15 protein-coding genes are annotated in these 20231 nt (G+C 65.4%); 5 read left to right on the top strand and 10 right to left on the bottom strand.

The genetic code is table 11. The features are described from left to right. Window positions 1-64 precede the first annotated feature (64 nt). From PG897_RS16475 to PG897_RS16445, 7 genes are all read right to left on the bottom strand, one after another. Complete coding sequence (locus tag PG897_RS16475) at window positions 65-1021, bottom strand: siderophore ABC transporter substrate-binding protein (RefSeq protein ID WP_043170520.1); 957 nt, start codon at window positions 1019-1021, stop codon at window positions 65-67. After that, a complete protein-coding gene (locus PG897_RS16470) occupies window positions 1018-1800 on the bottom strand; it encodes an iron ABC transporter ATP-binding protein (protein ID WP_005306907.1) in 783 nt (260 codons plus the stop codon). Before PG897_RS16470 ends, PG897_RS16475 begins: the two co-directional genes overlap by 4 nt. Beyond that, window positions 1797-2732 (bottom strand): iron chelate uptake ABC transporter family permease subunit, encoded by a 936-nt coding sequence (locus PG897_RS16465; protein ID WP_139753407.1) that lies wholly within the window; start codon window positions 2730-2732, stop codon window positions 1797-1799. Before PG897_RS16465 ends, PG897_RS16470 begins: the two co-directional genes overlap by 4 nt. A gap of 11 nt (window positions 2733-2743) precedes the next feature. Next, complete coding sequence (locus PG897_RS16460; protein ID WP_201885286.1) at window positions 2744-3682, bottom strand: ABC transporter permease; 939 nt, start codon at window positions 3680-3682, stop codon at window positions 2744-2746. Continuing rightward, a complete protein-coding gene (locus PG897_RS16455; RefSeq protein WP_139753406.1) occupies window positions 3679-5418 on the bottom strand; it encodes an ABC transporter ATP-binding protein in 1740 nt (579 codons plus the stop codon). The genes PG897_RS16460 and PG897_RS16455 overlap by 4 nt, the downstream gene beginning before the upstream one ends. Next, entirely contained in the window at window positions 5412-7217 is a 1806-nt protein-coding gene (locus PG897_RS16450; protein WP_139753405.1) for an ABC transporter ATP-binding protein, read from the bottom strand. The genes PG897_RS16455 and PG897_RS16450 overlap by 7 nt, the downstream gene beginning before the upstream one ends. Window positions 7218-7331: 114 nt before the next feature. Beyond that, entirely contained in the window at window positions 7332-7844 is a 513-nt protein-coding gene (locus tag PG897_RS16445) for a sigma-70 family RNA polymerase sigma factor (protein ID WP_139398598.1), read from the bottom strand. Between the two features lie 204 nt (window positions 7845-8048). Between PG897_RS16445 and PG897_RS16440 the strand changes: the two genes are divergently transcribed. Further along, entirely contained in the window at window positions 8049-10199 is a 2151-nt protein-coding gene (locus PG897_RS16440; RefSeq protein ID WP_201885285.1) for a condensation domain-containing protein, read from the top strand. Between the two features lie 36 nt (window positions 10200-10235). On the opposite strand, the gene basC is transcribed toward PG897_RS16440, so the two are convergent. Further along, on the bottom strand, window positions 10236-11540 hold the full coding sequence (basC, locus tag PG897_RS16435) for a putative histamine N-monooxygenase (RefSeq protein ID WP_322111693.1): 1305 nt from the start codon (window positions 11538-11540) through the stop codon (window positions 10236-10238). A 66-nt stretch (window positions 11541-11606) separates the two neighbouring features. Further along, window positions 11607-15896, bottom strand: a complete 4290-nt coding sequence (locus tag PG897_RS16430) for an amino acid adenylation domain-containing protein (protein WP_270829200.1) — start codon at window positions 15894-15896, stop codon at window positions 11607-11609. Window positions 15897-16186: 290 nt separating this feature from the next. Here PG897_RS16430 and PG897_RS16425 point away from each other — a divergent pair, with 290 nt between their 5' ends. Together PG897_RS16425 and PG897_RS16420 are read left to right on the top strand one after the other, a co-directional pair. Beyond that, window positions 16187-16426, top strand: a complete 240-nt coding sequence (locus PG897_RS16425; RefSeq protein WP_226014205.1) for a phosphopantetheine-binding protein — start codon at window positions 16187-16189, stop codon at window positions 16424-16426. A gap of 66 nt (window positions 16427-16492) precedes the next feature. Then, window positions 16493-17692, top strand: coding sequence for a histidine decarboxylase (locus PG897_RS16420; protein ID WP_017779468.1), 1200 nt, complete (start codon window positions 16493-16495; stop codon window positions 17690-17692). A 50-nt stretch (window positions 17693-17742) separates the two neighbouring features. Here the strand turns inward: PG897_RS16420 and PG897_RS16415 are convergent, their stop codons facing one another. Then, window positions 17743-18606 (bottom strand): YicC/YloC family endoribonuclease, encoded by an 864-nt coding sequence (locus PG897_RS16415; RefSeq protein WP_005306876.1) that lies wholly within the window; start codon window positions 18604-18606, stop codon window positions 17743-17745. Between the two features lie 146 nt (window positions 18607-18752). On the opposite strand from PG897_RS16415, the gene rph reads away from it, so the two are divergent. Then, window positions 18753-19469: a ribonuclease PH gene (gene rph / locus PG897_RS16410; RefSeq protein ID WP_010635695.1), complete on the top strand. Its 717-nt coding sequence runs from the start codon at window positions 18753-18755 to the stop codon at window positions 19467-19469. 75 nt (window positions 19470-19544) lie between these two features. Then, the gene (gene pyrE, locus PG897_RS16405) at window positions 19545-20198 is read left to right on the top strand and encodes an orotate phosphoribosyltransferase (RefSeq protein WP_010635696.1); all 654 of its coding nucleotides are present in this window, start codon (window positions 19545-19547) and stop codon (window positions 20196-20198) included. The last annotated feature ends 33 nt before the right edge of the window (window positions 20199-20231 follow it).

Here is a 20231-nt window from a genome sequence, read left to right as displayed (position 1 = left end):
AACCCTCAAATAAAAATAACTCTCATTTGCGTGTTGGTGCCCGGCGTTGGCCAGGCACGGGGGATCAGCTGCGATAGGCGGCCATCACCTCGTCGGCGATGCGGTTCAGGCAGGTGAAGCTGGCAGTGCAGAGGTACCAGGTTTCGGGGTCGACGAAGCGTACCTTGCCGTTGCGCCACGCCTTGGTCTGGCGCAGCAGCGGGTTGTCCAGGGTGCTGGCGTCGATGGCTGTGCGTCGCTCCATCACGGCGGTGCGGTCGATGACGAACAGGATGTCCGGGTCAGCCTGCTGGATGAACTCGTTGGAGATGGGTTGGCCGTGCATGCCGGTGTCCCGCTCCAATCCGGCCGGCTTGACCCCCAGGGTGTCGAACAGGAAGCCGTAGCGGGATTGGGTGCCAAAGGCGGTGAAGGCGCCGTTGTTGTGCAGCACGATCAGCGCTCTTTCCGGACGATCCCGCGTCAGCGCCTGCACCTCGGCGATCTTGGCGTCCATCTGCTGCACCTTCTCTTTGGCCAGCGCCTCCTGGCCAAGCAGGGTGCCGAGGGTGAGCAGGTGGGCCTTGGCGGCCTCCAGGATGTGGCCGTCGCGGTTGGTCATGTCGATGTCGTAGTGCAGGGTCGGGGCTATCTGGCTCAGCGCCTCGTAGCTTTGGGCCTGCAGGGGGGAGATGAGGATGAGATCCGGCTTGAGCTTGTGCAGCCGCTCCAGGTTGGGCTGGATGGTGGTGCCCACGTCCATCACGGCCGGGTCGTCCCGGTAACGCTGTAGGAAGTGCGCCACGTAATCCTTGGCGATACCGGCCACTGGAGCCTGCAGCTGATCCAGGGTATCGAGTTCGCTCATGTCAAAGGCCACCACCCGCTTGGGCGGGGTGACGACCCGGGTGGTGCCGAGCTGGTGGGTCACGGTGACCACGGTGCCGTCGGCCCCGGTGGCGGCCTGCTCCCTGGGGGCGTCGCAGCCGGTGAGCCCTGCGATGGCGGCCAGCAGCACGGCGGTGAGCGTATTGATCCTCATAACAATTCTCCGGACGGGGTTGGGTTGAAGTAGTTGCACAGCAGGCCGCGCTGGCTCGGCAGTATGTCGAAACGCAGGTCGTAGAGCGCCTCCAGGTTGGCCGGGGTGACCATCTCGGCGACCGGGCCGCTGCCCGCAAGCGCGCCCCCCTTCATGGCGACGATGTGGTCGGAATAGTTGGCGGCGAAGTTGATGTCGTGCACCACCAGGATCAGGGTGCGCCCCTGCTCGTCGCTGAGGCGGCGGATCGCCTGCATCAGCTGTACCGCGTGCTTCATGTCGAGGTTGTTGAGGGGCTCGTCGAGCAGCAGGCAGTCAGTCTGCTGGGCGACGGTCATGGCGAGGTAGGCCAGCTGCCGCTGCCCGCCGCTCAGCTCGTCGAGGTAGGCCCGGCGCAAGGGGGCGAGGGAGAGAAAGTCGATGGCCTCGTCGACCGCGATGCGGTCTTCCCGGGTCAGGTTGCCCTGGCTGTAGGGGAAGCGGCCGAAGGCGACCAGTTCGTCGACCGTCAGTCGCAGCCCCACGTCCGGCGACTGGCGCAGGGTGGCGACCCGCTTGGCGTAGTCACGGGCGGTGAAGCGGTGCAGGTCGGTGCCCCCCAAGCGTATCCGTCCCTGGCTGATGGGCAGCAGGCGGGCCATGGCCATCAGCAGGGTGCTCTTGCCGGCGCCGTTGGGGCCGATCAGCGAGGTGACCCGACCGGCCGGGAAGTCGACTGTGATGTCGCGCAGGACGGCGCGATCGCCGTAGCGCTGGTGAACCTGTTCGAGGGAGATCATGGCGATCCTCTGGTTTTGACCATCAGGGCGAGGAAGTAGGTGCCGCACACCAGGTTGATGAGGATGCTGACCGTGGTGCGGTAGTTGAAGATCTGCTCCACCAGGAACTGGGCCAGGATGAAGAGCGCAATGGCGATGGCGCAGCCGAGCGGCAGGGTGACCCGATGGCGGAAGGTGCGCGCCAGGGCATAGCTGATGTTGGCCACGAACACCCCCATGAAGGCGGTGGGGCCGACCAGGCTGGTGGAGACGGCCACCAGCACGGCGATGAGTGCCAGGTGCTGGCGTACCGCCCGCCGGTAATCTACCCCGAGCGAGCTGGCCTGCTCGCGCCCGAGCGCCAGCACGTCGAGCTCGGCCTGGCGGCGGGCGATGACGAGACAGACCAGGGCGACCAGGCCGCCCCCCATCAGCAGCTCCAGCGGCTGGGCCCGGTTGAACGAGGCATAGCCGAACCCCTGCAGGATGGCGAACTCCCCCGGACTGGTCTTGAGCTGGACAAACTGGGTCAGGGTGCTAAACACCATGGTCAGCACCAGCCCCGTCAGCAGCAGCTGGAACAGGTCGGTCTGCCCGGGCCGGAACAGCCAGCGGTGGATGATGGCGGAGTACCCCAGCATCAGCAGCAGCGACAGCACGCCGTTCTCCTCGCGCCCGAGCAGCAGCAGGCTCTGGCTGCCGAGCAGCAGCACCAGCAGGGCTTGCAGCAACAGATAGACCGCCTCGTACCCCATGATGGCGGGGGTCAGGATGCGGTTGCCCGCCAGGGTCTGGAAGCTGATGGCCGAGACCGCGATGCAGACGCCGGCGACTGTGATGGCGGCCAGGCGCAGCAGCCGCTGGGGGATGATGTAGCCGGTGTCGAGATCCGACCCGAACAGCACAAAGGTCGTGGCGAGCAGGGCCAGCAGCCCCCAGATCCCGTAACGCATAAGAGTCTCTCTCATCGGCGCTGCCAGAGGATCAGCAGCAGGAACAGCACGCCGCCGAGGCTGCCGGCGGTGAGCCCGATGGGCACCTCGAAGGGGTGGATCAGCAGCCGGCTCAGCAGGTCGCACGCCAGCAGCAGCAGGGCACCGTAGAGGGCCACCAGCGGCAGGGTCTTTCTCAGGTGCTGGCCGTGGCGCAGCACCACCAGATTGGGGATCACCAGCCCGACGAAGGGGATGGCGCCGACCGTGATGACGGTGGCGGCCACGGTGACCGCCACCAGCAGCAGGCCGAGGGTGGCGGTGGCCGAGTACCCGAGCCCCAGGCTGGCGGCGGCCTCCTCCCCCATGCCGAGCACGGTGAAGCGGTGGGCGTAGAGATAGGTCAGCAGGGTGATGGGCAGGATGAGGTAGATGATCTCGTAGTTGCCCTCGACCACCTTGGAAAAATCCCCCAGCATCCAGCCCTGGATGCTCTGCAGTATGTTGTGCTGGTAGGCGTAGAACTCGGCGAGGGCGCTCAGCACGCTGCCATACATGAGGCCGATCACCGGTATCAGCACGGTATTCTTGAAGCGGATGCGGCGCACGATGACGATGAACAGCAGGCTGGCGGCAAAGCAGAAAGCGAGCGCCACCAGCATGCGGCCGGTGGTGCCGGCGGCGGGTAGCTGGGTCAGGGCGATCAGGATACCGAGCTTGGCGGCGTCGAGCCCACCGGAGGTGGCGGGCTCGACAAAGCGGTTCTGCACTATCTGCTGCAGGATGACGCCGGCCACCGCCAGCCCGGCGCCGGTCAACAGCACCGCCGCCAGCCGCGGCAGGCGACTGGCGGTGAGGGTGAGCAGGCCATCCCCGGCGAAGAGCTCCGCCAGCGGGAGGGGGCGCGCCCCGATCAGCAGGGAGCACGCGGCCAGCACCAGCAGGGTTGCCGGCAGCTGGAGCGCCCTCACGCGTCCTCTCCGGTCAGGCGCCACCCCTTGGCGCTGGCGCGCTGTGCCAGGAAGTGGGCGTAGCGCCCCGGCTGGCGACTGAGCACGGCATGGGGGCCCTGCTCGCACACCATGCCATCGTCGAGCACCACTATCTGATCGGCCATGGCCACGGTCGAGAGCTGGTGGGCGATGACGATCAGGGTGCGTTTGCCCCGCAGCCGGGCCAGCGTCTCTGTGATGGCGGCCTGGTTCTCCGCATCCAGCGCGGCGGTGGCCTCGTCCACCAGCAGGATGGGGGCGTCCTTGAGCAGGGCGCGGGCGATGGCGATCCGCTGGCGCTCGCCCCCCGAGAGGCGCGCGCCACCCTCGCCGACCTGGGTGTCGAGCCCGAGCGGCAGGCGCTCGACGATCTCGCTCACCCCGGCCTGATGGGCGGCATGCAGCAGCTCGGCGTCGCTGGCCTCGGGCTTGCCGATGCGGATGTTGTCGGCAATGGTGCCCTGGAACAGATAGGCATCCTGGAAGATCTGGCTGATGTGACTGGCCAGGGTCTCACCGCTCATGGCGCGCACGTCCACCCCTCCCACCAGCACGGCCCCTTCGCCTACGTCGAAGAAGCGGGCGATGAGCCGCAGTACAGTGCTCTTGCCCGAGCCCGAGGCGCCGACCAGCGCCGTCATGCTGCCGGGCGCCACCGCCAGATCCACCCCCTTGAGCACCTGCGGGTGGGCCGGGTCATAGCCAAAGTGCACCCCGCGCAGTTCCACTGAGCCATCCAGCGGGGTGGCAGGAGTGGCCGGCTGCGGCTGGGCCGGGTAGTCGAACATGGTCTGCAGGGCCGCCAGCTGGGCACGGGCGCCGCGCAGCACGTCGCTGTAGCCGGCCACGTCGAGCAGGGGATCGATGAAGCGGTTGATGAGCACCAGGGTCACCAGGGCGGCGATCAGGCTCTCCCTGTCGGCACCGCCCAGGTGCTGGGCGGCCACCAGCAACAGGGTGGCAAAGCAGGCCTGCACTGCCCAGACGTTGAGCCCGGAGGCCAGGGCAGTGAGCCGGATCAGCTGCCTGCCGGAGGCTTGCTGCTGGGCGATGGCCTGCTCGAGGAAGCGGGTCCCCCCCTGCTCGCCGTTGAAGGCGCGCAGCACCGACTGGGCCTGGGCAAACTCCACCATGCGCTGGCTGGTATCGGCGGCATGCTGGTGGAAGGTCTGGTCGGCGTGCTGGTTGAGGCGGGTGGTGAGCAGGAAGACCGCCACCAGCAGCGGCAGGGCGACCAGGGCGATGAGGCCGAGCTGCACATCGAGGGCAAACAGGGCCACCAGCACCACCAGCGGGGTGATCACCCCGCCGAGCAGGGGGGTGAAGACGTGGGCTGGCAGCTGGGCCAGCTCCATCATACCTTGCGAGGCCAGGTGGTTGAGGCGGGCGGTGTTGGCCGGGGTGAACCAGCCGATCGGCAGGCTGCCCACGTGCTCGCCCAGGGCGTGGCGGCCGGTGCGCAGCACCGCTATCCCCAAGGCGATGCCAGCCTTTTCCACCCGGCGGCGCAGGTTCCAGCAGAGCAGCACGCCTATCAGCTGCACCAGCAGCCAGCCGGTGGCGGCGTCGGTCTCGGCGCGCAGCAGGTGTGTGAGCACCGGGATGAGGCAGACCAGGGTCAGGCCGCAGAGCAGGCCGTAGAGCAGGGCCAGCAGGCCGTAGCGGCGCAGCAGGACGGCATCGTCGCCGAGCAGGCGCAGGAAGGTGTTCAGCATGTGGGGACGGCCTCCTGATGAGGGGTGTGGGTCTGGGTGGGGGTGTCGTATCCCCCCTGTTCCCACAGGCGGGCATAGCGGCCGCGGCGGGCCAGCAGTTCGTGGTGGCGCCCCTGTTCGCACAGGACGCCGTTGTCGAGCACCAGGATCCGGTCGGCGAGCATCACGGTGTCGAGCCGATGGGCGATGACGACCAGGGTGCGGCCGTGGGCGAAGGTGGAGAGCGCCTGTTGCAGCTTCACCTCGTTGTCGGCGTCGGCGGCGGCGGTGGCCTCGTCGAGCACCAGCACCGGCGGGTCGAGCAGCAGGGCGCGGGCGATGCTGACCCGTTGCAGCTCGCCGCCGGAGAGGTTGGCGTCCTCACCGACCACGGCGTCGTAGCCCCGCGGCAGGGCCAGGATGCGGTCGTGGATGTTGGCGCGGCGCGCGGCGGCCTCGACCTCCTGGCGGCTGGCGCCGGGGCGGCCGAGGGCGATGTTGTCGTGCAGGCTGGCGTGCACCAGGCGCACCTCTTGCAGCACGAAGCCGATGTGGCGATAGAGCTCGCGGCTCTCGAGATCGCGCAGGTCCACCCCGCCCAGGGTGATGCGCCCCTCGCTCGGGTCGAAGAAGCGCAGCAGCAGCCTGGCCAGAGTCGATTTGCCGGCCCCGGAGGCGCCGACGATGGCGGTGACCGTGCCCGGGGTCAGGGTGACGGTCAGCTCGCTGAGCACCGGGGTCTGGTCGTCGTAGCGGTAGCTCACCTGCTCGAGGCGCAGGGTGTTGTCAACCGGCTGCAAACCGGTGCCGGCGGCGGGCTCCGTCAATACCGGGGTGGCGAGCAGAGCGTGGAGCCGTTCGGCGGCCGCGGTGGCGCTGCCGAGATCGTGCTTGAGGTAGCTCAGCAGCATCAGGGGGGCGCACAGCCCCGGTGCGACCAGCACAAAGGGCAGCACCTCGGCCGGTGTCATGGCACCCGCTCGCACCATCACCACGGCGCCGGCCAGCACCACCCCCAAGACCGAGGCGGGGGCCATGATGGCGTTGGCGTTGGCCATGGCCGCGACCAGCGGACGGGTGAAGTCGGTGAAGGCGCGGGCAAAGTCATCGATGGCGTTGCGGTAGCTGGTGTGCAGCCGGCCCTGCACGCCGAAGGCCTTGACCACGGGGATGCCGCTCACGAACTCCACCACGGCGTTGTTGATGCGGGCCATGCCGGCGCCGAACTGCTGCATGTTGGCGGCGCTGGCGCGGTGGGCGCGGGCGGAGAACAGGAAGAAGAGCGGGAAGGGGGAGAGGGCGATGAGGGCCATCCGCCAGTCCATGGCGAAGAGGTAGAGCAGGGAGATGAGCACAGCGCCGCTACAGCGGCCCAGGGTGGTGTAGAAGTGGGCCGTCAGGCTGTGCAGGGTGCCGATGTCGTCCTGCATCGCCTGTTTGACCTCCCCCGAGGCGCGGGCGGTGAACCAGCCGAGGGGCACCCGGGCCAGGCGCCGGGTCAGGGCCAGGCGCAACTGGCCGGTGATGCGGTTGTCGGCCAGGTGGGCCACCAGATCGCCGGCGCTGAGCAGGATCATGCCGCCAAACAGGCAGGCCAGGCTGATCCCGAGCACTGCGGTGATTGCGTCGCCTGGCACGGCGGCCTCGGCCAGCATCAGGCCCGCCAGGTGGGCGATCCCGGCCAGCGGGACCAGGGTCAGCATGGCGCCGATGGCCGCCAGCAGGGCGGCGGCGATCAGGTGGCCGCGAATGGGGGCCAGCACGCGGCTGATGGGCCCGCCAGCATTGGCCTCGGGGCACTGCACATCGTCTGCCTTCATGGCTATTTCTCCACGGTGAAGTGATGGTGGTCGCGACGAGCGATCGGATCTCTGTGGTTTTCCGTACGGGGGACAAAAAACCTCAAATGAATCTTTTTATTTCCCCCATCCGGGTCAGATGCCGCCGCCGGGCTGGCTGCGATGGCAGCTTTGCACGCCCTGGGCGATATACTTCTCGACCGATGAAACAGACACCTGCAGCTGGCTGGCGATGTCCTGATAACCGAGGCCGCCGAGGCGGGAGAGCAGCAGGGCCTGGCGGATCTTGGGGGACTGGCGTTGCAGGGCTGATGCGACGGCTCCCAGCGCCTCACGCTGCATGGCGCGCAGCTCTTCCGAGGGGGCCTGAGCGTCGGGCTGGTAGCTCTGCTGTTCGAGGTAGCGTGCCTCCAGCGCACGCCGGCGGTAGAGATCGATCACCTTGCCCTTGGCGATCTGCATCAGATGGCGACGGCACTCGGCTGCCGTGGGGATGTGTCCCTTGCGCAGCAGCTGAAGGTAGATGTCGTGCGCCAGATCCGCGGCGTCGCAGCTGTTGCCCAACCTGCGTCTCAGCAGCGAGCAGAGCCATCCGTGATGTTCCTGATACAGACGATGCAACTGCGCCTGGAAGGAGCCTGTGCCCATTTCCACGATTTCTCTCCTGAACCTCGTGTTATTTTTATTTGAGAATGAAAATCATTATGGTAATCATTTGCACGGTATCGTGTTCATCGATATATCGCAATGCCTTTCCCGCCAATTAGGGGGGAGGGGCATGCGTCCGTGGTTATTTCAAATAAAACAGACGTAATTCACAGGGTTATATTTCCACAGAGAAGGAGATGGCTTTTGCTGCAATTCCATAATGAGGGGCTGCTTGAGCTGCCTGTCAGTGCCCATGAAGAGAGCTGCTGGTTGTTACAACAACAGCAGCCCGAGCAGATAATTAAACAGGCGATGTGTTGGCCGCTCCCTGACGATATTGATATTTCGCTGTTGATATTGAGTGTTGAGTTATTAATAAAGGAGCAGCCGGAACTCAATACCCGTTATTTTTTCAGTGCCGATGGAGATCTATTTAAATATCAGATAAATGGCTGGTATCCCTGTCTGGAATTTCATCGTCTGGCGGCTGACGAGGTGGATGAGCTGGTACGGCGAGTGCAGCAGGCCCCCTGGGACAGTACCCGCCAGCCGCCTTTCAAGGCATTGATTATCAACGCAGAAAGTAGTGTGATACTGGCGCTGGTGCTGCATCCTGTGCTTGCGGAACAGGGTTCGCCACAGACCCTGATGGCGGCGTTGAAGCAGCACTACGATCGGTTGGCTAGCGGTCAGGCCGGGCAAGTACCGCTGCTGCTATCATCCCCGGCACACCTTGCCGAACCAGCCTCTTGTGTCCCTGTTCATTATGTCGGCAAGAATATTTCACGGATTATTCTTGAGGAATTTCGCCGTGCCTTGTCATCGCCCGATATGGGGCCGGATGATGACTTTTTTGATAATGGTGGCCACTCCCTGCTGGCGACCAGAATTATTGGGAAATTACTGAGCGAGCACGGTATCGAGTGCCGCTTCAACGACTTTTTCGAATCGCCGACGGCGGCTGCCCTGGCACGCAAGGCCGTGATATCAGAGCAGGCTTCATTGCCGGAAGCAGTCCCGGCAAATAACAGGGCACCGGCTCCGCTCGCCCTGGCGCAGGCCTCTCTGTGGCGGGCTTATGAAGCCCACGACTTTGGCACCATTTTTAATCTTCCCTTTGCCCTCGACTTTATTGACGAGGTGGACGAGTCCCTGTTTGCCCAGGCCTTTGCCGATATTATCGAGCGCCACGCCAGTTTGCGGACCCTGTTCATGACGCAGGATGGCGAGGTGCGGCAACGTATTCTCCCGGCCGATCAGCTGGCTGGCTATCGCTGGTTCTGGGGCAGTGCCGAGTCGCAGGGGATGACCCTGGCCGACGCCGCGGCCCATCGCTTCGACCTGACCCGGGAGCTGCCACTGCGGATCCGTTTCCTGCGCGATCCGGCCACGGGGCGCCAGCAGCTCTCCTTGCTGGTACACCACATGGTGGTGGACGAGTGGTCCATCAACCTGATGATGGGGGAGCTGGCCCAGGCTTACCTGGCTCGCGCCGCCGGAATTGCCCCCCGCTGGGATGCACCGGCGCCGGCGTTTCACGATTTTGCCCGCCGGCAGGCGGCGGATGGGATCAACGAGACGCACCTGGCCTACTGGACCCGTCTGCTGCACGGCGCCGTGCCGGCTTCCCGCCGTCCTCCCTTGCCGGTGATGCCCCTGCCGGGGGAAACCTGGGCCGCCCGCTGGCACGAGTGGCAGCCGGCCGGGGGCACGCTGGCCCGGCTCTATGAGCTGGCCCGCGCCCACGATGCCTCCCTCTTTACCCTGATGTACACGGCCATCGCCCTCTCCTTGCACCAGCTGGGTCAGGCCGAGGAGATCCTGATCGGTACCTCGACCTCGGGGCGCACCGATCCCGCCTTCTTCGACTCGGTGGGCTATTTCACCACCATGGTGGCGCATCGGGTGTCGTTTGCCGCGACCACCCGGTTTGGCGATCTGCTGCGTCAGGTGACCCGCACCATCAACGACTCACTGTGCTACGCGGACGTGCCGCTCGAACAGATCCAGCAGGGATTGGGCATGACGCCGGCCGACGGCTTGCTGTTCGACGTCTACATCCAGATCCACGCCAGCAACGCCCTCAACGGCCGTCTGCCGACCCCGGCGGGCGAGGGGCTGCGCTACCGCCAGATCGATGCGGACAAGACCGAAACCATGTTCGGCCTGCAGTTCGAGATCATGGAGGATGTGCTGGACGATGAGCGGCGGCTGCGGCTGGTCATTACCTACCGGGACGGACGCTACAGCCCGGCCCAGATACAGACTCTCTGTGCCCTGCTTGACCGGTTGCTCGAACAGCTGGTGCGGGAGGGGACTGCCAGCCCGCTCGCGGCCCTGGCCCCACAGGTGTGATGGCGTGAGCCCCCGCAAGGGGGCTCACTGTTTGACTCAGTCGGTCGGCAGACCGTAGTGCTGGAAGGTGGTGCGGGCTGGCAGGTGGTAGTGGGCGCGCCCCAGCAGCTGATTGAGGATGCAGGCATTGCGGTTGGGCCCGAGCCCCAGATCCGGCGAGCCTACCCCCTGCTGGAAGATGTCGGCGTTGTGGATGAAGACCCGGCCAGTGCCCCGATCGGCGCGGCGGGCAGTGAAGTCCTCCTGCACTATGCAGTCCCCCTGTTCATCAACGGCCAGCACCTCGCCCTTCAATTGTTCGAACCAGGCGGGCCAGGCGTGGGCATAGCCGGTGGCGGCCACCACGGCATCGGCCTCGAGGGTACAACGCTGATCGAGCTGGGTGTGGTGGCAGGTCAGACGCAGGGCGCCGTCGCTCAGGACTTCGGCCGCCTCCAGATTGCAGCTGGAGAAGAGGGTCAGCCCGGGTGTCTGGCCGCCGATGGATCGCTCGTAGAGCAGGTCGAACAGGGCGCCTATGGTCGCGAAGCTGATCCCCTTGTAGAGCATCCCCTGCCCGGCCACGATGGCGCGCCGTTTCTCCCGCGGGATGCGCTGGAAATAGTCCATGTAGCCGGGGGTGAAGCACTCCTGCCCCAGCTTGGAGTACTCCATGGGGTGGAAGCCGGGGGCCCGGGTGATCCACTGGATGGCCGCCCCGGCGGCCACCCGCTCCGGCGTGAGCGTCTGGAACAGGGCCAGCACGCACTCAGCCGCACTCTGCCCCGAGCCGACCACGGTCACCCGGCGGCAGGCGGCCAGGCGCTCCCTGGCGTGCAGGAAGTCGGCGGAGTGCAGCAGATTGGGATGATCGATCCCCTGCGCCCAGGCTGGCAGGGCCGGGCGGGTGCCGATGCCGATGGCTAGATCACGGCTCTGGTAGTGGTGGGGCTGGCCGTCGGCGTCGCGGCTCTCGAGGCAGAAACGCTCCTTGCCCGCATCGTAATGCACCGCCACCACCTCTTCGCCAAAGCGGCAGCCGGGGAGCTGCTCGGCGGCCCAGCGGCAGTAGTGGTCATACTCGCGGCGCGGGATCTGGAAGTGGTCGTAGTAGTAGAAGGGGTAGAGCCGGTCGTGCCGGTGCAGGTAGTTGAGGTAGCTCAGCGGATGGGTCGGGTCGGCCAGGGTGACCAGGTCGGCCAGGAAGGGCACCTGCAGCGTGGTGCCCGGCAGCAGGAGCCCCTGGTGCCAGCTGAAGGCCGGTTTGCGGTCCAGAAACACCCCGCTCAGCTCGGGATGCCGGTCCAGCAGGGCCGCCAGCCCCAGGTTGAAGGGGCCGATGCCGACCCCGGCGATATCCACGTGTGTGGTCTCCATAAACACTCCCAAAGGAAAGGTGATGCGCCCCGGCCATGCCGGGGCGCAGGGTCAGGTGTGCACGCTGGCCAGCAGCCCCTCGACGTCGGCTGCCGTGCGGCAGGCCAGCAGCTGGCCCGGTGACAGCTCCACGGCGAAGCGTTCGCGCAGCCGGGCCGAAATGGTCTTCAGGTGCTGGGGCCGCAACCCCAGTGCGGTAAAGGGTTGCCGGCTGTCGGCACTGCCCGGTGCCGCGCCCAGCACCTCCAGATAGATGTCGAGTACCCCGTGACGGGGGGCGGGTTGCGCCAGCAGGTGGCGTGCGGCGGGCTTGTCCGGCTTGCCGTTGGCGGTGAGGGGCAGCTGCGCGACGGCCAGGGCGCGGGTCGGCACATGGGAGGCCGGCAACTGCGCCCGGGCAAACTCGCGCAGGGCGGCCGGGTCCAGCCGGTGGCCGGTGGCGCAGACGTAGAGCAGCCCGATCCCCAGCTCTCCTTGTTGCTCGTTGCCGTACTCCACCACCAGCACCTGGGCGAGGGCCGGATGGGTGATGAGGGCACTCTCGACGTCGGGCAGCGAGACACGCACCCCGCGCACCTTGATGTAACCGTTGACCCGGCTGTCGAACAGCAGGGTGCCGTCGCGGCGGTAGCGGCCCCGGTCGCCGGTGCGAAACGCACGCACCGGCTGGCCCCTGTCATCGGTGAGGGTGACGAAGTCGGTCTGGACGAGCTGCCCCTGTTCTAGGTAGCCGAGGGCCAGGTTGACGCCGCTGGTATGGATGCGGCCCGCCACCCCGAGCGGGCAGTGTTCACCGCGCTCGTCCAGCAGCCAGTAGGCATTGCCCGGCAGTGGTGTGCCATAGGGGATTCGCTGCCTATCGTCGGCGCTTATCTCGTGCCAGATGCTCCAGATGGTGGTTTCAGTCGGCCCGCCGAGGGAGAAGAGACGGGCGGCGGGCAGGCCGCTGCGCAGGCGCTCTATGATGCCCGGCTTGATGTAATCCCCCCCCAGGGCGACGAGCCGCAGACTCTGCAGCGTGTCGACCGGGTGGCAGGCGAGCAGCATCTCCAGCATGGCCGGCACCGAACACCAGAGGGTGATGCCGTGGCGCGCGATGAGCCGGCCCCAGTGCACCGCGTCCTTGTCGGCGCCGGGCTCCGGCAGCACCAGGGTGGCGCCGGCGGTCAGGCAGCCAAACACGTCGAAGACCGACATGTCGTGGTGCAGCGGGGTGACGGAGAGAAACCTGTCCTGCTCTGTGATGTTCCAGCGCTGCAGGGTGCTGCCGATCACGTTGGCGGTGGCCTGGTTGCTCAGCACCACGCACTTGGGGCGCCCCGTGGTGCCTGAGGTGTAGAGGTAGTAGGCCGGCGTGGTGTGGGCACTGCGCCCCGCCCAGGGCGTGCCGAGGGGGGCGTCGGAGCCGGCCAGCAGGGTGGCCGGGGTCAGCGTGGGGTGGCCCGTCTCTGCGCCTGGCTCTGCCACCACCAGGTCGGGGCAGCAGTTGTCCAGCAGATAGCGGCGGCGTTCAGCTGGCGAGGCAGCATCGACGGGCACCCAGATGATGCCGCTGAGGGCGCAGGCCAGGGTCACCATGGTGTGCTCGGGACTGCGCGGCAGGCAGATGGCGACGACCTGCCCGGCCTCGATGCCGGCCTCGCTCAGGGCATGCATCACGCGCCCCACGCCGTGACCAAGCTCCCGGTAGCTGAACCGTCGTTCCCCCTGGCTCAGGGCCACAGCCTCGTGCTGCGGATGGAACAGGCGATCGGCGATGCGCTGCAGGAAGTCGGTGTGGCAGGCGGCGTCCGGCAGGCTGTTGTGACGGGCATGGGTGGGGGTGACCAGATCCGGGAGGTGAAATGCCTTTCCCTCCGCCAGCCGGGCCACGGCACGCGCCATGGCCGCGAGCAGATCGCTTACCAGCGCGGCCTCCAGAGCCTCGCTGGCGTAGTCGATGTCGAGCACCAGGGTACCGTCGGCCTGCTGGCTGATGCGGATGTCCATGGCGACCTGGGGTGTCTGGGTCAGCCCCCCTTGCCACTGCATGGGGCTCTCTGGCGCGGCCACCGGCCAGGCCAGTCCGTTGGTGATGACCACGGACAGGGCGGGCCCGCCGCCATGGGTCTCCACCAGCTGGCGGGCGATATCGACCCCGGAGAAGGCGAGCCGATCCAGCCCCTCCATGACGTCCTGCTGCAGGATGTGGGCCCGCTCCAGCAGGGTGCCCTCCGCGGGCTGCCAGGTGAGAGCGATAAAGCTGGATCGGTTGGTCAGCGGCCCGCCGGGTGGCGGGGCCACCGGCACGGCCACGCAGAGATCCCCCTCGTCGCGCCAGCGGGAGAGCACCTCCAGGATGACGGCCATCAGGGTGGTGTTCTTGAACAGGTGTTGGCGGGCACCCAGCTTGTAGAGCGCGGCCGCCTGCCCGGCAGGTATGCGTTGTCGCTGGCGTGCGTAGCGGGCACTGCGCAGACCTTTGAGCGGCTGGGTCCAGGGCAGGCGCGGTGGCCCCTCCAGCCTGGCCAGCTTGCGTCGCCAGTAGTCCCCGGCTTGCTCCCGCTGCGCCGCCGTGGGCTCGTGAGCGGGCGGGGAGGGCAGCGCGGGGGCCACAATCCCTTCGAACAGCTCGCGCATCAGGGTGGCGATGGCGTGTCCATCCAGGATCAGGGCATCGATGCGCACGAAGGCGACCAGCTCGTCTCCCGGCAGGTGCAGCAGGGTCAGATCCCAGGGGGACTGCGTCAGGTCGAACAGGGCATGGCTGTATGCCTCCCGGTGGCGAGCGAGCCTGGGTGCCACCTCCTCTTCGGTCAGCTGACGCAGGTCCTGTTCGTGCAGATTGAGGCGCGCCTCGTCATCGACGACCTGTACCAGGCGGTCGGCATCGATGCGGGTACGCAGCGCATCGTGGCGCTGCACCATCTCCCGCAGGCGGGCGCGCAGCAGCGCCGGCTCCATCTTGCCGCGGTACTCCCGGTACTCCTGCATGGCCACGCCCCCGAGCGGAAACTGGGTGGTGCGCCCGAGCAGGTAGGCCTGCTGCAGCGGCGTCAGGGGGGCCTCGCGGCGGCGGTGCAGCTGGGCGTCGAGCAGGGCGGGATCCCGCGCCAGCTGGCGCAACTGTGCCACCAGATCGTCGAAGAGGGCGGTGATCCAGGGGCGCGGCAGGGCATCGAGGCGGACGTCCCAGTTGATGAGCAGTTCGCCGCGCAGGCGCACCAGCTGGGCATCCAGCGCTACCTGGGGGCCCTGGGAGATGACCCAGTTCATGGCGCCGAAGACCCTGTGCACCCGTTCGTCAAACAGCGAGCCCCCTTCCAGATCCAGGGCGGCGGTGAAGACGATGGGGGCCAGCTGGGCCGAGCCGTGGTGGCGGGAGAGGTCGCGCATCACCGCCACGCCGGAATAGGCGCCGTGGCCGAGGCGCTGGTGCCATTGGGCCGCCAGTTGCCGGCACAGCGCATCCAGCGTGCCGGCCTGATCAAGGTCCACGTCCACCAGGGTGAGGTTGGCGAACTCGCCGACGATCCGCTGCTCGTTGCCGAGCACGGGCTCGCGCCAGAAGAAGGGGACGTTGAGGCGAAAACGCCTGTCGCCGGTGGCCTTGCCCAGGGCGTGGGCGAAGAGGCCCAGCATCAGGCTGGAGAGGGTCAGGCGCCGCTGCCGTGCCAGGGCGGTGAGGGCCTGGCAGGTGGCGGCATCCAGGGTGGCGCTGAGACGCTCGCTGGCGGGGGGAGTCTGCTGCGGAGCGGGCGGCAGGGTGGGCGCCGGCGCCAACGCGGGCAGTTGCTGTCGCCACCACTGCCGATCCTGTTCCCGACGCTCACGCAGGCGCGTCTGCACCGCCTCGTGCCAGGCAAAAAACGAGGGGGATGGCGGTGGCGTCCACTCCGGCTCTTCGTACCACCGGGCCAAATCGGCGAGCAGGATCCGCACGCTGGAGGGATCGACGGCCATCATGTCGGTGTCGATGTGCAGCCGCTGGCGCTGCTCTGCCAGCCGGGTGACGGACAAGCGGGCCGCCTGACCCCGGCTCAGATCGAGTTGCTGGTGGGCCCACTCCTGCCGCTTGCGGGCCAGAGCATCGGCCAGTGGCTGGCCGCTCAGGGAGCGGAAATCATCTATCTCCAGCACGGCCGGGGCAGGATCCCCCAGCGTTTGAGCGCCGTCCCGGGTGACGGTCAGGCGCAGCATGGGGTGCGCCTGATAGAGACGCTCCAGCGCACCGTGCAGGCGCGCCAGATCGAGGGCCGGGCCGTCAAACTCGGCGTAGAGGTGGGCACTGACGCCCCCCAGATGGGCATGCGCGCTGCGTCCCATCCAGCAAGCCGCCTGCATCGCGGTCAGTTCTTTCATCTCATTCATGGCGTTGACAACTTGTCGTGTTTCGTTGTTTATATATTTAAAGGTGAGAATGATTTTCATTTCAAGGTTAATTTAATCCGTCAACCCATATGGTTATATCGATAAGTCGCTTAATTAAATTGGCATCAGTCGTGGCCAGAGATGACCCTGGACGGTATTTAAGACCGGTATGACGGCACCTCTTTTTTGACAGTAATCGATCCAGTTTTCAGCAATTTGGTGGGGGCGTTGATTAAACAATCACGACTAGAAATAACCATGACAGACAATGAGGAAATAACATGAGCAGACCAACATTCATGACCCGTGAGTGGTTGAATGAACGAGTACAGAGCTTGGTGGAGGAGGGGGAGCTGGATCCGGAGGAGAGTCTGGTGCTGTATGGGCTGGACTCCCTCAGCATCATGCGCTTTACCGCAGAGCTGAAGGCACAAGGGGTCGATGTCGGCTTTGACGAGCTGGCGCGCAGGCCCACCTTGTCAGCCTGGTGGGCGCTCCTGAGCGGCTCCCCGGCGGCCTGACTGGCTGTATATATTCAATCAATTTCACGCATTGCTCTTATCATTCAGCAAGGGTGGCGCCAGGTCATGGCGCTCGCCACGGACACCATCATGACGCTGTCAGCAGAAGATCAGCACAGGCTCGAGCAGTTTTGGCAGTTCTGCCTTACCCATCAATATTTCAATGTCGGTTATCCGGAGGCTGCCGACTTTGATTATTCCAAGCTGCACAAGTTTTTACAGTTTTCTATCAATAACTGTGGCGACTGGGGCGCGCCTGGAAATTATTTGCTAAATACCTTCGAATTTGAGCGAGAGGTCATGAACTATTTCTCATCGCTATTTTCAATCCCGCCAGAGCAGAGCTGGGGTTATGTGACCAATGGCGGCACCGAAGGCAACATGTTTGGTTGTTATCTTGCCAGAGAGTTGTTTCCTGAAGGCACCCTCTATTATTCACAAGAGACACACTATTCGGTTGCCAAAATAATCAGGTTGCTGCGGATCAAGGCCAAAGAAATTCCCACACTGCCCACCGGGGAAATAGACTGCGATAAGTTGGCAGAGCAGATAGTGGATGATGGCGAGCGTCATCCCATCATATTTGCCAATATCGGTACCACCATGAAGGGGGCGATCGACGACATCGGCGCCATTCAACGGCGGCTGTCGGCCATCGGCATTCCCCGTCAGGATTACTACCTGCATGCGGATGCGGCCCTGAGCGGCATGATCCTGCCATTTCTGGACGATGTGCCGGCCTTTTCATTTGCCGACGGCATCGATTCCATCAGTGTCTCGGGCCACAAGATGATGGGGTCGCCGATCCCGTGCGGTATCGTGTTGGCCAGGCGGCGTTTTGTGGATCGCATCGCCGTGGAGGTGGACTACATCTCGGCCAGCGATCAGACCATCAGCGGATCGCGCAACGGCTTCACTCCCCTGTTGATGTGGGCCGCCATCAAGGGACGGACGCTGGCCCAATGGCGTGAGCGGACCGGGCGCTGCCTGGCCATGGCCCAGCAGCTGGTAGAGCGGCTGAATCAGCAGGGGGTGCCCGCCTGGCGGCATCCGCACTCCATTACCGTGGTCTTCCCGCGCCCCTCGGAACGCACCTGGAAGACCCATTGCCTGGCGACCTCGGGCGAGCACTCCCACCTCATCATTCTGCCTCATCATCACAGCCTTCATCAGCTGGATGCGGTGATCCGCGACATAGTGCGGGATCTCGGCCCGGCGGCCGAGCCCACCGCCTGCGCGCTCCCTGTGCTCGCCTGCTCCGCATAAAAAGAAAAAGCCATTGTCTCCAATGGCTTTTTCACGCTATCGAACCGGTATTATTCGATGTTCTGGATCTGCTCGCGCATCTGCTCGATGAGCACCTTCAGCTCGACGGCGGACTGGGTCACCTCGGCGTTGATGGACTTGGAGCCGAGGGTGTTCGACTCGCGGTTGAACTCCTGCATCATGAAGTCGAGACGACGGCCGCAGGCGCCACCCTTCTTCATGATCTTGTTGGTCTCGCTGATGTGCATCTCCAGCCGATCCAGCTCTTCCGCCACGTCGATCTTCTGGGCCAGCAGTACGATCTCCTGCTCGATACGGGCCGGATCCAGCTCCACCTTGGCTTCGGCCAGACGGTCGGTGAGCTTCTGGCGCTGCCACTCGATGATCTGCGGCAGGTGCACGCGCACCTTCTTCACTTCTACCTGAATGCCGGCCAGACGCTGTTCGATCAGCGCCTTGAGGTTGGCCCCTTCGCTGGCGCGGGAGGCGAGGAAATCTTCCATGGTCTGGTCAAACCCGCCGAGCAGCTCGGTGGCAACCGCATCCATGTCCTGCTCGGCGGCAGCCATCACGCCCGGCCAGCGCAGCACGTCGACCGGATTAAGCTGACCCTGGCCCGCCTCTTTCATTACCCAGTTGGCGCTGTCGATGATGAGCTTGGCCAGCTCTTCATTGATGTGCAGCTGGCTGGCGGCAGCTTGGGCGGCCTCGAAGCGCAGGTTGCACTCCACCTTGCCGCGCTGCAGCTTGGCGCGGAAGCGCTCACGCAGAACCGGCTCCAGGCTGCGCAGTTGTTCCGGCAGGCGAATGTAGGTCTCCAGATAGCGCTGGTTGACCGAACGAATTTCCCAAACGGCTGTGCCCCAGTCGCCCTTGAGTTCCTTGCGGGCGTAGGCGGTCATGCTGTGAATCATTGATTGTTCCGGGCTTGATGAAGTGTGGGGCCAGTATACTCAGCCAGGCCTGCTCCGTCAGCCGACAGCGTGGTTTTAGCGGCTGATATTTGGGCTGGGATCACTTATACTCCTGCGCCAATTCAGCCAGCCCAGAGGTCCGTCCCATGTCACGTCCCAGCGATCGCACTGCCGCGCAGCTTCGTCCGGTCACCATTACCCGCCACTTCACCAAGCATGCTGAAGGGTCCGTGCTGGTGGAATTCGGCAACACCCGCGTGCTTTGCACCGCCAGCGTCGACACCAGCGTGCCGCGCTTCCTGAAAGGGAAGAATCAGGGCTGGGTGACCGCCGAGTACGGCATGCTGCCGCGCTCCACCCACTCCCGGATGAACCGCGAAGCGGCCTCCGGCAAGCAGAGCGGCCGCACCCTGGAGATCTCTCGCCTGATCGCCCGCTCCCTGCGCGCCGCGGTAGACCTGACCGCCCTGGGCGAGCACTCCATCACAGTTGACTGCGACGTGCTGCAGGCCGACGGTGGCACCCGTACCGCCGCCATCACTGGTGCCTGTGTGGCGCTGGTGGATGCGCTGAACTGGATGGTCGAGAAGGGCATGATCAAGCAGAGCCCGCTCAAGCAGATGATCGCCGCCGTCTCCGTCGGCATGTTCGAAGGGGAAGCCATCTGCGATCTGGAGTACATCGAAGACTCCGCCGCCGAGACCGACATGAACGTGGTGATGACCGAAGATGGTCGCATCATCGAGGTGCAGGGCACCGCGGAGGCCGAACCCTTCACCCACGAAGAGCTGCTGGAGATGCTGGCGCTCGCCAAGGGCGGCATCGCCGACATCATTGCGCTGCAGAAGCAGTCGCTCTCCTGATTTTAAAAACGCGGCATTGTCCGCGTTTTTTTATACCTTCACACAAGACAACGACAAGCCAAGCAAGGAGCCAGAATGAAAGCCTACCAGCGTCAATTTATCGAGTTCGCCCTGGAGAAACAGGTCCTCAAATTCGGTGAATTTACCCTGAAATCCGGTCGTAAAAGCCCCTACTTCTTCAACGCCGGTCTGTTCAACAGCGGCCGCGATCTGGCCCGTCTCGGCCGCTTCTATGCCGCCGCCCTGATGGATGCCGGCATCGAGTTTGATGTGCTGTTTGGCCCGGCCTACAAGGGGATCCCCATCGCCTCCGCCACCGCGGTGCAACTGGTGGAGCAGCACGACGTGGACGTGCCCTGGTGCTTCAACCGCAAGGAGGCCAAGGATCACGGTGAAGGCGGCAATCTGGTGGGCAGCCCGCTCAAGGGGCGCATCATGCTGGTGGACGACGTCATCACCGCCGGCACCGCCATCCGCGAATCCATGGATCTGATCCAGGCCAACGGCGCCTCCCTGGCTGGCGTGCTGATCGCGCTGGACCGTCAGGAGAAGGGCAAGGGCGAGCTCTCCGCCATTCAGGAGGTAGAGCGTGACTACGGCGCCCACATCATCGCCATCATCCAGATGAGCGACCTGATCGCTTATCTGGAAGAGAAGCAGGCCGAGCAGCCTGAGCTGGCTACGCAACTGGCTGCCATGAAGGCGTACCGCGCCCAGTACGGCATCTGAGCCGGTCACACCGCGTAATAGTTGAATGCGGCG

The sequence above is a fragment of the Aeromonas sp. QDB20 genome, assembly GCF_027707805.1.
GTDB lineage: Bacteria > Pseudomonadota > Gammaproteobacteria > Enterobacterales > Aeromonadaceae > Aeromonas > Aeromonas dhakensis.
This window is presented reverse-complemented; position numbering and strand designations above follow the sequence as displayed.